Here is a 12,630-nt window from a genome sequence, read left to right as displayed (position 1 = left end):
CTGCCGGTACTGGTACCGGGGAGTTCGTTATCCGGAGCGTTCGGCGAGCGTGAGTTCGTGGGCACGGGTTCTTTCTTCGTCAACCGCCTCGAACCAGTCCTGCAGGCGGGCGCCCATCATCGCGACCCGGTCCGGGTGTTCGGCGGCCAGATCGGTACCCTCGAACGGGTCTTCGGCGATGTTGTAGAGCCGCGGCGGCGGCGGGTCGGGGATCACCAACCGCGGATCGGGATCATCCATCAATCCGGTGACGTTCTCGGGGTGGTACTTGTATTCGATGTCGGTCTCCACATAACGCCGGAAGGCCGCCTCGTCGGCCGCCGTCCGGTAGCCGATGTCAAGAACCGGGCGCACCAGCTTCCAGTCGCCGTCGCGCATGGCGGCATTTGTTTCGGCGATCGGCTGATACATGTTCCACTGCCAGAAGCGGGCCGGCGCCGGCCGCGAGCCCTCTCCGCGCAGCTGCCCGAGCACGCTCGCACCGTCCAGCGGCAGGCCTCCGGGCCGCTCGATCCCGGCGGCGTCAAGCAGCGTCGGCAGCCAGTCGCAGAAGTGAACCATTTCCCCGACGCGCAGGCCGTCCCCGGGCAGGCCGTCGGGCCAGCGCAGCAACATCGGCACCCTGATGCCGCCCTCCAGGACCAGCGCCTTGCAACCGCTGAACCCGCAGTTGAACCGCGTAGTGTCGACGCTGACGCCTGCGGGTACCTGGTCGTCGCGCAATCGGAACGCGGGACCGTTGTCCGAGCTGAACATCACCAGCGTGTTCTCGGTCAGGCCGCGGCGGTCGATTTCCTCCAGGATCCGTCCGATCCCGCGATCCATGACCTCGATCATGGCGTAGGTGAGCGCCACTCCCCGCGAGAGCCCCATGGCCTCGTAACGTGCAACTTCGGGCTCGGGCGCCTGGAGCGGTGAATGCGGCGCGTTGTACATCACGGCCAGCAAAAAAGGGTCGGCCTCGTGCCGGGCGATGAACGACAGCGCTTCCTCGGTCAGGACGTCGGTCAGATAGCGTCCGTCGGTCGGTCGGAAGGTGCCGTTAACGTCAAGCCGCCAGCGGTAGTAATCGGCCCAGCCGCCGCGAAACCCGACGAATTCATCGAATCCGCGGGCGTTGGGGTGGTGCAGCGGATCGAGCGCCCCGTTGTGCCACTTGCCGACGAGCCCGGTGGCGTAACCGGCGGATTTGAACGCATCGCCCAGAGTCACCTCGCGGGGCGAGATCCGGTCAAGGCCGCGCGTTTCCTGCGGGGTGATCGCGCCCGTGCGGTGCGGATAGCGGCCGGTCAGCAGCGCCGCGCGCGATGGCGAACACACCGGCGAGCCGGCGTATTGCTGGGTAAGGCACAACCCCTCCCGGGCCAACCGGTCGAGGTGGGGTGTCCGGATGAGGTCGTTGCCGAACGCCCCGAAATCGCCGTAGCCCATGTCGTCGGCGAGGATCAGCAAAACGTTCGGGCCGTTCATCGTGCTCAACCCTCCGCGGGCGGTACCAGCACGCTGAAGCCGATCCGCTTCATTTCGATTCCCTCGACCAGGATGTGGACCGAATGGGGGCCGTAGCGCTGGATCTCCAGATCGTCGAAATTCAATATCAGGGTCTGCGCGGTTTCCAGCTTGGTGGTCGGCTCGGGGATCTCGATCGCCCCCTTGATGCTCACCAGTTCGCCCCCGTCGGCGTCGATGATGTCAAACTGAACCCGCTTGCGCCCGGCCTCGGTCTTGTGGGCCCTGAATCGCGCGACCACGCACAGTCGATGGTGGCGCTGGGGAAGCTCGGCCGCGTAGATTGTGTCGAATCCGATGCCGAGGGCCGAGACCTTGCCGGCTTTTTCGGCATGGTCGCAAAGGAATGCAAAGTCAATATCCATGGGAGCTTTTCCAATTCTGCGGATATCGGGCGGCGGTTCATGTCCGTAACCGGTCGAACGTCGGCCGGGCCAATTCCGGCGGTCCGGACCCGGTGAGCAGCGGTGGCAGCCGCGATCCGGATAACCGCTCCGGCCGCGATTCGGGATCGATGCAAAAGAGCGGCCGGCCGGGACCGGCGGGCCGAGATACGGCCGCGCTGCTTGACGAGCAGATGGCCTACTACCGGGCACGCTCGCCGGAATACGACCAGTGGTGGCTGCGCGCCGGCAAATACGACCGCGGTCCCCGCTTTCTGCGGAGTTGGGACGAGGAGACCGACCAGGTTCGCGCGGCGCTCGATGAATTCGGCCTACGCGGCCGGATCCTCGAAATCGCCTGCGGCACCGGCTGGTGGACCCCGCAGCTGGCCGCCGGCGCCGAGCAGGTTACGGTGATCGACGCCTCCAGCGAGATGCTCGCGCGCTGCCGGGCCCGCATGGCGGCCGCCGGGAGCGATGCGGCGAAGCTGGAGTACCTGCAGTCCGACATATGGGAATGGCTTCCCGAACGCCGGTTTGAGGCGGTGTTTTTCGGATTCTGGCTCTCGCACGTTCCCGAGGTTCGCTTCGACAGCTTCTGGGAACTGGTTGACGGCGCCCTGCTGCCCGGTGGGCGCGTCTTCTTCGTCGATTCGGCCGAATCGACCGGTTCCAGTCGAATCGGGGACCTGGCGGGGACTCCGGAGACCGAGCGGCGAGAACTCAACGACGGTCGGCGCTTTGATGTCGTCAAGCGCTACTTCGAACCCGGATGGCTGCGGCAGCGGCTGGCCGGAATCGGCTGGGACATTCAGGTGCAGCGCACGGCCCGGTTCTTCATATTTGCCCAGGGAGGGCGAATCGCCGACTCCTAGCCCGCGGAGATGCAGCCACCAGCGCCGACGGCACGTGCCCGACGCCTGCCGGGCGCCAGCCCGGGGAATGGCGCTCCGCCGGCCGAGGCGTAGCAAAATGATTCCGGCGATCGGTGGCGGGCGGTAACGATTCCCCGGACTCGCGATTCCTCCCGACCGCGATGGGCCTAAAGGAGCAACAAATTGAAAATCACCGACGTTAAGGTGGATCTCTTCACTTGGCATTCCGAGCCGTGGCAAACCGGCGTCGGAACCCAGTTCAGCGAGAGCCAGCTCGGCCTGGTCAGCGTGGAGACCGATGCCGGCGTGACCGGCAACGCTTTCCTCGGCAGCCTGCATGTGGGTGCCGATCACTACGCCAAGGGGCTCGTCAAGTTCCTCAAGCCGCTGCTGCTGGGCCGCGACCCGCAGGACATCGGCGCGATCTGGTGGGAGATGTGGAAGCAGAACCGGAAAGCTTCGGTCCAGGCGATCGGGGCGGTCGACATCTGCCTCTGGGACATCAACGGCAAGATCGCCAACCAGCCGATCCACCGCCTGCTGGGCACCTGCCGCCATTCGGTGCCGGTTTATTCCTCGACCGCGCACTGGGATTCCGACGCCGAGTACGTCGAGGAGGCGCTCCGGTTCAAGGAGCAGGGCTGGCCCGCCCACAAGATTCATCCGCATGGCCAGCCGGCCGCCGACATCCGGCTCTGCGAGGTGGTGCGCGACGCGGTCGGCGACGATATGAAACTCATGCTCGATTCGATGTGGGCCTACCAGTACGAAGACGCCCTGCGGGTGGGCCGGGCGATCGAAGAGCTGGACTTCTACTGGTACGAAGACCCGCTGGTCGAGGAGGACATCTACAGCTACGTGAAGCTGCACCAGAAACTCGACATCCCGATCATGAGCACCGAGTCGGCGCCGGGCCGGTTCTACGGGATGGCCACCTGGATTACCCAGTACGCCACCGACTACCTGCGCGGCGACGTGGCGGTGACCGCCGGAATCACGCCGCTCCTGCGGCAGTGCAACCTGGCCGAGGGATTCAACATGAAGTGCGAGATCCACCACGGTGGCAATTCGCTCAACAACGTGGCCAACCTGCACGTGACGATGGCCGTCCAGAACTGCGAATTCTTCGAGTTCTTCCCCTGCACCGGGGCCAACATGTACGGGCTGGTGGAGGACATCGACATGACCGGCGGGGTCGTGCACGCTCCCACCGGCCCCGGCCTGGGCTACGAGATCGATATGGACTTGGTGCGGCGCGAGTACACCGCCACGATTTCGTGACCGGGTCAATCGCGCGCTGATGGACGGGGCCGCCATCGGGTCCGCTCGGGCGGGGCGGACAACGTTTTGAAACGCAGTCTGGTGACCGGCGGGGCCGGCTTCCTGGGCCGCCACCTGGTTTCCGGCCTGGCGGCGCTCGGCGACCGCGTCCTGGTGGTCGACACCGCCCCCGGCCCGGTGGATGGAGCGGTCGACCACGTCCGCGCCGACGTGCGCGATAGGGCCGCGATGTTTGAAATCGCGGGGGATTTCCGGCCGCAGATCGTGTATCACCTGGCCGCCCAGGCCGACCCGCGTCGGGCCCACGCGGATCCGGCGTTCGACTTGGACGTCAACGCCGCCGGAACCCTGACTACCGCGCTGGCGGCACTCTCGGCCGGGGCGGAACGGTTCGTGTTCGTCTCAACCGGCGGCGCCATGTACGGCGATCCGGCGGCAGCCCAATTGCCGGTCGGCGAGGACTATCCGCCAGCGCCGGTCTCCCCGTACGGACTGTCCAAATACTGCGCCGAGCTGTACCTGGATCTTCTGGGGCGCACGCGGGGGCTATCGTATTCGATCGTCCGCCCGGGCAACATCTACGGTCCCGGCCAGGACGCCAGCTCCGAGGTCGGGGTAGTCACGATCTTCCTTGACCGGATGCTTACCGGCAAGATTCCGCAGCTGCGCGGCCGCGGGCTGCCGACGCGCGATTACGTCTACGTCGACGACGTGGTTGCAGCGATCCTGCTGGCGGCCGAGCGCGGTGCGCCGCGGCCGTACAACATCGGGTCCGGCCGGCAGACCTCGGTCCGGCAAATATTCGACGAAATCAGCAACCGGCTGGGGTTGGATGTCGAACCGGAATTGGCCGAGCTCTCCCCCGGCGAGGTCGGCCACATGGCGCTGGATTGCAGCGCCGCGGCGCGGGATCTCGGCTGGGCCCCCCGGATTCCTCTCGGCGAAGGATTGGACCGCACTATCGCCTGGGCGCGGCGGCAGTCCGCCAGCGGGGTCCGCGGCTAGGAGACCTCCACCTTAAATTCCGGGTCGATCAGGTACTGGCGAACCTCGTCGAACCGGTCGATCTCGACCAGGGCGACCATTTCGTCGCCGACTTCGAGTTCCAGGTTCGGTTCCAGCGGAATGATCTTGCCGCCGCGGATGACCGCGCAGACACTGCAGCCGTGATCGGCAAGCTTTAGTTCGCGCAGCGGGCGACTCAGCGCGCGCGACTCGGGGGCGAAGCGGAACTCGACCAGTTCGTGTCCGCATTCCTGCAGGCGCATCAGGTGGACTACCCCGCCGCCGGTGCTCACGTCGCGTTCGATCATCGAGAGCACCAAATCGGTCGCGCTGACCATTTCGGTGATGCCCAGGGTCCGGAAAACCGCCGCGTTTTCAGGGTCATTGACCCGGGCGATGATGCGGCAGTTCTCGCCGGCCAGCATCATCGCCAGCTGGGCGATGATCAGGTTGTCCTCGTCGTGGCCGGTCATCGCGCAAACCAGCTGGGCGCGATTGACCCCGGCCTCCTGCAGCCAGCGCCCCTCGCAGGCATCGTGCGAGAGGACCATGCCGCCGAGTTCGGCGTGCAGTTCGCGCGCCCGGGCGGGGTTTTTCTCCAACACCACCACCTCGTTGCCGCGATCCAGCAACTCCTGGGCCAAGTGGTAGCCGACCGTCCCTCCGCCGCAGACGATGATGAACACCGCGCTAGCCGGAATCCTGCAGCGCGTCGCGCAGCATCTGCGCGCCGATCCGCGTCGGGCAAACGGTGCGCAGCCCGAGCGCGGCGTAAGCGTCTGAGCGCACCGGATCGTAGCAGCGCGCAACCACCTGTTGGACGTCATACACGCGCTGGGCGATCTGGGCGATCATGATGTTGGTGTTGTCGCCCTGGGTGGCGGTCACCAGCGCGTCGGCGCTCCGGATGCCGGCGCGCTCAAGGAGCTTGCTGTTCTTGGCGTCGCCGACCATCGTCGACCCTCCGAAATCGGGCGACAGACGCTTGAACGAATCCGCCGAGCGGTCCACTATCACGACCGCGTCGCCGGCCGCGTCCAGCAGGTTCGCGAGCTGCGCGCCGACGCGCCCGCAGCCAATTACGATCACGTATTTGCGGCGCGACCGATCGCTCATCCGGGCTCACCCCGACTGGTTCATTTATCCGGTTTTGGTTCCGCCCGATTCTTGCGCAAACGCTGCGCGTTCGCGCGCCGCCATTCCTCCATGCTGTGCCGCAGGCCGATTTCGGGATGGGCCTGTCCGTAGGCGAAGTCCAGCGGTGCCTCAGGCGGCAGGATCTGCGCGCTTTGCAGAAGCGATTCCATTTTTTCCATGTATTGGGTCAGGGCGCCGATCCGTCGATTCAATTCCGCCTCGCCAAAGTCCCGCACCAGCATGATTTGCCCCAGGCATTCCTCGAATCCGCCGACCGGATCGGGGCGGGCGCGCAGGTACTGAACGCGCTTGTTGGGCCAGGTGAGCCAGGCGCCGTGCCAGGCGAACATGAATTTGAGGAAGTAGTCGATCCCGGCGGCGAAGTGCGCGTGCGCCAGACGCCCGTCGCCGCGCTCGTACCAGGCCAGCGCCTTGGCCGGCCGCAGGTGGTAGTTGACCTGGTAGTAGAGATCGATGAGACGCTCGCGGCGCAGCCGGGCGGGATATTCGGAGACCCGCTCCAGGATCTCGGCACAGGAGCCGTCACGTTCCCAGACCAGCAGGCCGCCGGCCAGCAGGTGGCGCTCGAGTTCGGATGCTTCGCCCGCCGCCAGGCGATCCAGGTCGACCCGCTGCGCGTCCATGTGCAATAGGTCAGGGTCCTTGGGCAGCTGCTCGGAGCGCCCGAAATAGCGTTCGAGCCGCGGCGACCAGACGAAATCGCCCGGCACTACTGCCAGGTCCAGCGGGCGAAAGAGCAGGAACATGTCCACGTCGGAATCGGCGCGGGCGTCCCCGTGGGCGACCGAATCGGTTACGACCGCGCCCCGAAAGCTCGGTTCGCCGGCCAGGCGCGCGGCGATGAAGTCGCGCACTTGGCCGATCTTGCGGCGGCTGTGCGGGTTGTCGGGTGCCGACCGTTGCAAAACGTCTTGGCTCAAGGTCTAGGGTGGTTGCCGGGGCGCCGACAGCCGGTTTGAATCCGGCCGCTCGGCTTACGATTTATTTGGATTTGAAGCGGAGGGTCCAATGCTCTACGAACTTCGCGAGTACTACACCGAACCGGGTCTAATGTACAAGCTACATGCCCGCTTCCGCAACCACACGCTGGCGATCTGGGATCGCCTGGGCATTGAGGTGGTCGGGTTCTGGGAAGAGCTGGTCGGCAACAACCAGCGGCTCACCTACATCATCCGCTTCAATGACATGGCCGACCGCGAGGCCAAGTGGGGGGCATTCATCAGCGACCCCGAATGGCAGCGGGTCAAGGCCGAGACCGAAGCCGACGGGCAATTCGTGTCCTGGGTCGAGAACCGCCTGATGCGGCCGACCGACTACTCCCCGCTCGCCTAAGGGTCTCCGGCTATGGCTTGGGAGCTTGGGAATCCCTTTGACTTGACCGGCAAGGTGGCGCTTGTCACCGGCGGCGGCCGCGGCATCGGCAGCGGTTTTGCCAGGGCGATTGCCAATGCCGGCGCCGACGTCGTGCTGGCCGCCCGGTCCAAGGAGCAGCTTGAATCGGTCGCCGACGACATACGGGCAATGGGCCGACGGGTTGTGGTCGCGCCCACCGACGTCTCCGACCTGGACCAGGTCCGGTCCCTGATGCAGCTGCCGACCGAGGAGCTGGGGCGCTTCGACATCTTTTTCAACAACGCCGGCACCAACCGCCGCCTGCCGATCGCCGAGGCCACTCCCGACGACTGGGATGCGGTCCACGACGTGAACCTGCGGGCGGCGTTCTTTGCCATGAAATACGCGATCGGGCCGATGCTGTCCGGCGGCTACGGGCGAATCATCAATACCGCCTCCTTGACCAGCTTCATCGGCATGGCCGGTAATTCGATGTACGGGGCGTCCAAAGGCGGCGTGGCCCAGATGACCAAGGCGATCGCCACCGAATTGGCCGAGACCCCGATCCGCGTCAACGCGATTGCCCCCGGCTACATCCGCACCGCGATGACGGAGGCCCGTTACCACCAGGACGAGTTCTCTTCGTGGGTGCTTTCCAGGGTGCCCATGCGGCGCTGGGGCGAGCCCGCCGATCTTGGCGGAACGGCAGTGTTCCTATCCTCTCCTGCCTCCGAATACGTCACCGGCCACGTAATCCCGGTCGACGGCGGCTGGATGGGGGCCTAGCAGCCGCAACGCCATGAAATCGGCGCTCCTGATCGGGGCCGGCGGGATAGGCAACGCCTATGCCGCCCGGTTCTTCTCTCACGTTGCCGATCGCGCCCGTATCGGGGCAGTCTGCGACATCGTTCCGGCGGCCCGCGATGCCCTGGGCGACCGCCTGGGGCTGCCGCCCCAGCGGCGTTACGCCGACGCAAGGACCGCGATTGCCGATGCGGACGCAGATTTCTGTCTGATAACGACCCAGCCCTGGTACCACCTAGAACCACTGCTGGAGGCTTGCGCGGCCGGGCTGCCGGTCCTGATGGAAAAGCCGATTACCTCCGAACTCGACCAGCTCGCGCCTATGGCCAAGGCGGTGGCCGGGTCCGGAATCCGCTGCCAGGTTGTGCAGAACTACCGCTACACCAAACGGATGCTCAGGTTCCGCGACCTACTGCGCGAAGGTCGGGTCGGGCGCCTGCAGTACGTGCAGGCGAGATTCGCCGACGACTACCGCGCCTACGGGTCATGGGGCGGGCCCAACCCGTTCCGCCACGAGATGGACGACCCGATGGTCTTGGACGGTTCGATCCATCACCTCGACATGCTCCGCTACCTGACCGGCGGCGACCCGCAGCAGGTATACGGCAGCGCGTTCAACCCGGCCTGGTCTTCTTTCAAGGGGCATTCCGCCGGCCTCTACGTGATCGAATTCGACAACGACACCCGCGCCGCCTACGAGGCCAACCTGCAATCGGCTGGCGAACCCAACAGCTGGTACCGGGAGTACTACCGGGCCGAATGCGAGGACGGGGCGATCACCAGCGTTGACGGCGACACCATCGTCGTCACTCGCGCCGGCGCCGTCGAGGAAGAGATCCCGGTCGGCGAGGATCCGCGCCAGGGACACGCCCGGGTGCTCGAGCAGTTCCTTAACTGGCTGGAGCGCGACATAGAACCCGAATGCACCTTCGCCGACAACCTAAAGAGCGTGGCCTTGATGTTTGCCGCCCGGGCCACCGGGCACAGCCGCCGGGCGGTCTCGGTTGGAGAATTCCTGCCCGGGCCGAACTGAGCGATCAGCCGGTCTGTTCGGCCACCTGCTCAAGGTCGGATCGCACCATCATCGCGATCAGTTCCTCAAAACTCACCCGCGGCCGCCAGCCCAGCTGCGCTTGTGCCTTGGCCGTGTCCCCGCACAGCAGCATCACTTCGGCCGGGCGCCGCATCGCCGGATCGGCGCGGACGTGGTCGCGCCAGCTGAGTCCGGCTTCCGAAAACGCCGTCGCCACCATGTGCTCAACGGTGTGGGTGCGACCGGTCGCAATAACGAAATCGTCCGGCTCGTCCTGCTGCAGCATCAGCCACATCGCCTCGACGTAGTCGCCGGCAAAGCCCCAGTCGCGCCGCGGCGAAAGGTCGCCGAGCCCGATCTCCTCGTCCAGTCCGAGTTTGATCCGCGCCACCGCCCGGGTGACCTTGCGGGTGACGAACTCCAGTCCCCGGCGGGGAGATTCGTGGTTGAAGAGGATTCCGCAGGAAGCGTGCAGCGAATGGCTCTCGCGGTAATTGACGGTAATCCAGTGGCCGTAGGCCTTGGCCACCCCGTAGGGGCTGCGCGGGTGAAAGGGAGTCGTTTCACTTTGCGGGGATTCGGTCACCTGACCGAACATCTCCGAGGAACTGGCCTGATAGAAGCGGATTGAATCGTCGACCGTCATGATCGCCTCCAGCATCCGTAGCGGTCCCAGCCCGGTGACCTGCGCGGTCAGCTCGGGTTGCGACCAGGATGCCTGCACGAAGGAGGCCGCGCCGAGGTTGTAGACCTCATCGGGGCGGTGGTCGGCGAGCACCCGCACCAGCGATCCGCCGTCGGTCAGGTCACCATAAACCAGCCGGATCTGATCGTCGAGATGGGCGATCCGCTCCAAGCGGTCGCTGCTGGCGCGGCGCAGCATCCCGATCACCTCGTAGCCCTTCGACAGCAGGAATTCAGCCAGATAAGAGCCGTCCTGGCCGTTTATCCCGGTAATTAGCGCTTTCGGCAATCTCGGTCCTTATTTCCTCAGGATCTCATCTTCGCCGCCAGCGCGGCCCGCTCGCGCAGCAGGGTGGCGGTGGCGATCGCACAGGCGATGCACATCAGCCCGGCCGACGCCAGCAGGATGACTGCCAAATCGTAAGCCGATTCGGCCACTAAAAGGTAGCCGGCGGTCTGCAGGGCGGCCGCCGGCACCAGCACCCAGGCGATCCAGCGTACGCCGGCGGCGATCAGCATGTAGACCAGGTAAAGGGCGATCGACAGCAGCGTCGCCCCGCCCAGATAGATCTGCAGCAACCCGGCGTCGGCGGCATAGTTGGGCCCCACCAGCGCCAGGTGCAGGAATCCGGGCGCGACCAGCGCCGCCAGCAACGGCCCGGCGGCGATCGCCGCCGCCGCCAGCGAGCCGCGCAGCAGCAGGTTTCGGTCCAGCCGTCCTTCGCCGAACATGTCCCGGAACCGCGGCAAAAGCAACTGCCCGACGGTGAAGCACCCGTAGAAGCTGATCCGGCCCGCGAACGCCGCCGCCACGAATGGTTCCAGGCCGGCCCCGGGAAAGCGCCAGTTGGCGATGATCACGTCCACCGACTGGGCCCCGAAGATCGCGAACGTGGCCGGGACGGTGCCCAGCTGGGTTAGCAGCAGCGCCCCTAGGTTGGGGCTGGCCGGCGCCCGGTCGCCGCCGCGCGGCCGCAGCACCCAGATCCCCAGCCCGATCCCGGCCACGATTCCCAGCGAAAAACCCGAAAGCGCGCCGGTCAGGCCGAACCCGGCGACCACCAGCCCGATCGCGAGCAGCACGCGCGCGCTGGCATCCACCAGCAGGTTGATCCCCAGGGCGATGAACCTCGCCGTCCCCTGCACCGCCCCGCGCGCGGTGGCCAGCACCAGCGACAGCGGCAGGATGCAGAGCAGCGGGACCAGCACCCAGTTGCTCTCGAATCCGAATACCTCGCGCAGCTGTTCCGACAGCAGCGCCAGCAGGATGCTGACCGCCAGGGCGGTGCCGGCCCCGACCGCGTTGGCGCGCAGGGCGAACGACCAGACCGCGGCGCGCTGCCGGGCCGCCGCCAGGGCCCCGGCCCCGACCGCGACCGCAGATTGGAACGCGTGCCCGGGAAAGAGCAGGATGGTCACGAACGAGACCAGCGCCAGCAGCTGGGTGTACTGGTCCGGTTGGAGCAGGCGCGCCATCGAGACCTGGTAGATGAACTGCAGGCCGTTGGCCACCGAGGCCATCAACAGAAAGGCGGTCCCGCCGCTGCCGCTGCCCCAGGCCCAGCGCAGTTGCTTGCGCAGCGTCGCGCCGAGGTTCACGTGAACTCTTGGCGGAACCAGGCCAGGGTCTTGAGCAGGCCGTCCTCAAGCTCAACCCGGGGCTCCCAGCCGAGTTCGGCGCGGGCCCGCGAGATGTCGGGGCAGCGCCGCACCGGATCGTCCGGCGGCATGGGCAGGAACTCCAGCGGCGAATCCGAGCCGGTGGCCGCCAGCACCGCGCGGGCCAGATCGAGCACCGACCGCTCGTCGGGATTGCCCAGGTTGTAGACGCGGCCGCAGGTCCCGGGCACCTCCATCGCCTGCGCGATGCCCTCGGCCAGGTCCTCGACATAGCACCAGCTGCGCGTCTGGCGGCCGTCGCCGTGGATCGGCAACGGACGGCCCTCGAGCGCCCGGCGCAGGAATTCGATCAGAGCCCGGCCATCGTCGGGGTTCATGCCCGGCCCGTAGGTGTTGAAGATCCGCACGATCCGCCCGTCCAGGCCGCGGCGGCGCACCGCGGTCATGGTCAGCGCCTCCCCGAAGCGCTTGCTCTCGTCGTAGCAGGCCCTTTCCCCGACCGGGTTCACGTTCCCGAAGTAGTCCTCGCGCTGGGGGTGCTCCAGGGGATCCCCGTACACCTCCGAGGTCGAGGCGAAGAGGAAGCGCGCGCCGCGCTCCAGGGCCAGCTCGATGAGGTTGGCGGTCCCGCTCGAATTGGCGGCGATGATCGCTTCCGGAATCTCGCTGAAGTGTCGCGGACTGGCCGGCGATGCCAAGTGGAAAACGTTGTCAACCGGCCCGAACTCGAATTCGCCGGTAACGTCGCAGGCAACGTATTCGAACCCGGCTTCGGCGCGCAGGCCGTTGAGATTGGCCTGCGTGGCAGTGGCCAGGTTGTCAGCGCAGATTACCCGGTGGCCGCCGCCGAGCAGCCGCCGGCAGAGCCGCGACCCGATCAGACCGGCACCCCCGGCTACGAGTGAAATCGGCATAGCCATACCTGGAGCGGTCGGGGGATCGGAAG

The 12,630-nt window shown here is 66.6% G+C and carries 14 protein-coding genes; 6 read left to right on the top strand and 8 right to left on the bottom strand.

Going from position 1 to position 12,630, the window contains the following annotated elements:
- Window positions 1-27: 27 nt before the first annotated feature.
- Entirely contained in the window at window positions 28-1,470 is a 1,443-nt protein-coding gene (locus tag F4X41_07465; protein MYB16853.1) for a sulfatase-like hydrolase/transferase, read from the bottom strand.
- A gap of 5 nt (window positions 1,471-1,475) precedes the next feature.
- The gene (locus F4X41_07460; GenBank protein MYB16852.1) at window positions 1,476-1,874 is read right to left on the bottom strand and encodes a hypothetical protein; all 399 of its coding nucleotides are present in this window, start codon (window positions 1,872-1,874) and stop codon (window positions 1,476-1,478) included.
- 149 nt (window positions 1,875-2,023) lie between these two features.
- Here F4X41_07460 and F4X41_07455 point away from each other — a divergent pair, with 149 nt between their 5' ends.
- From F4X41_07455 to F4X41_07445, 3 genes are all read left to right on the top strand, one after another.
- Entirely contained in the window at window positions 2,024-2,767 is a 744-nt protein-coding gene (locus F4X41_07455) for a class I SAM-dependent methyltransferase (GenBank protein MYB16851.1), read from the top strand.
- 183 nt (window positions 2,768-2,950) lie between these two features.
- Window positions 2,951-4,048, top strand: coding sequence for a mandelate racemase (locus F4X41_07450; protein MYB16850.1), 1,098 nt, complete (start codon window positions 2,951-2,953; stop codon window positions 4,046-4,048).
- A 66-nt stretch (window positions 4,049-4,114) separates the two neighbouring features.
- Window positions 4,115-5,053 (top strand): NAD-dependent epimerase/dehydratase family protein, encoded by a 939-nt coding sequence (locus F4X41_07445; protein MYB16849.1) that lies wholly within the window; start codon window positions 4,115-4,117, stop codon window positions 5,051-5,053.
- Here F4X41_07445 and F4X41_07440 read toward each other — a convergent pair.
- Genes F4X41_07440 through F4X41_07430 form a run of 3 tightly spaced genes read right to left on the bottom strand, consistent with a single transcriptional unit; the run spans window position 5,050 to window position 7,065 of the window.
- A complete protein-coding gene (locus F4X41_07440; GenBank protein MYB16848.1) occupies window positions 5,050-5,862 on the bottom strand; it encodes a TrkA family potassium uptake protein in 813 nt (270 codons plus the stop codon). The genes F4X41_07445 and F4X41_07440 overlap by 4 nt on opposite strands.
- The gene (locus tag F4X41_07435) at window positions 5,744-6,169 is read right to left on the bottom strand and encodes a TrkA family potassium uptake protein (protein ID MYB16847.1); all 426 of its coding nucleotides are present in this window, start codon (window positions 6,167-6,169) and stop codon (window positions 5,744-5,746) included. The genes F4X41_07440 and F4X41_07435 overlap by 119 nt, the downstream gene beginning before the upstream one ends.
- Before the next feature lie 20 nt (window positions 6,170-6,189).
- A complete protein-coding gene (locus F4X41_07430) occupies window positions 6,190-7,065 on the bottom strand; it encodes a hypothetical protein (GenBank protein MYB16846.1) in 876 nt (291 codons plus the stop codon).
- A gap of 154 nt (window positions 7,066-7,219) precedes the next feature.
- Between F4X41_07430 and F4X41_07425 the strand changes: the two genes are divergently transcribed.
- Genes F4X41_07425 through F4X41_07415 form a run of 3 tightly spaced genes read left to right on the top strand, consistent with a single transcriptional unit; the run spans window position 7,220 to window position 9,380 of the window.
- A complete protein-coding gene (locus F4X41_07425; GenBank protein ID MYB16845.1) occupies window positions 7,220-7,543 on the top strand; it encodes an NIPSNAP family protein in 324 nt (107 codons plus the stop codon).
- A 12-nt stretch (window positions 7,544-7,555) separates the two neighbouring features.
- The gene (locus tag F4X41_07420; GenBank protein MYB16844.1) at window positions 7,556-8,329 is read left to right on the top strand and encodes a glucose 1-dehydrogenase; all 774 of its coding nucleotides are present in this window, start codon (window positions 7,556-7,558) and stop codon (window positions 8,327-8,329) included.
- A gap of 13 nt (window positions 8,330-8,342) precedes the next feature.
- Window positions 8,343-9,380, top strand: coding sequence for a Gfo/Idh/MocA family oxidoreductase (locus F4X41_07415; GenBank protein MYB16843.1), 1,038 nt, complete (start codon window positions 8,343-8,345; stop codon window positions 9,378-9,380).
- A 4-nt stretch (window positions 9,381-9,384) separates the two neighbouring features.
- Here F4X41_07415 and gmd read toward each other — a convergent pair whose 3' ends face one another.
- The 3 genes from gmd to F4X41_07400 are packed head-to-tail and all read right to left on the bottom strand — an operon-like array spanning window position 9,385 to window position 12,598.
- Window positions 9,385-10,353, bottom strand: coding sequence for a GDP-mannose 4,6-dehydratase (gene gmd / locus F4X41_07410; GenBank protein ID MYB16842.1), 969 nt, complete (start codon window positions 10,351-10,353; stop codon window positions 9,385-9,387).
- Between the two features lie 17 nt (window positions 10,354-10,370).
- The gene (locus F4X41_07405) at window positions 10,371-11,663 is read right to left on the bottom strand and encodes a hypothetical protein (GenBank protein ID MYB16841.1); all 1,293 of its coding nucleotides are present in this window, start codon (window positions 11,661-11,663) and stop codon (window positions 10,371-10,373) included.
- Complete coding sequence (locus F4X41_07400; GenBank protein MYB16840.1) at window positions 11,660-12,598, bottom strand: NAD-dependent epimerase/dehydratase family protein; 939 nt, start codon at window positions 12,596-12,598, stop codon at window positions 11,660-11,662. The genes F4X41_07405 and F4X41_07400 overlap by 4 nt, the downstream gene beginning before the upstream one ends.
- Between the last annotated feature and the right edge of the window lie 32 nt (window positions 12,599-12,630).

The organism is Chloroflexota bacterium (assembly GCA_009840625.1).
GTDB lineage: Bacteria > Chloroflexota > UBA11872 > UBA11872 > VXNJ01 > VXNJ01.
This window is presented reverse-complemented; position numbering and strand designations above follow the sequence as displayed.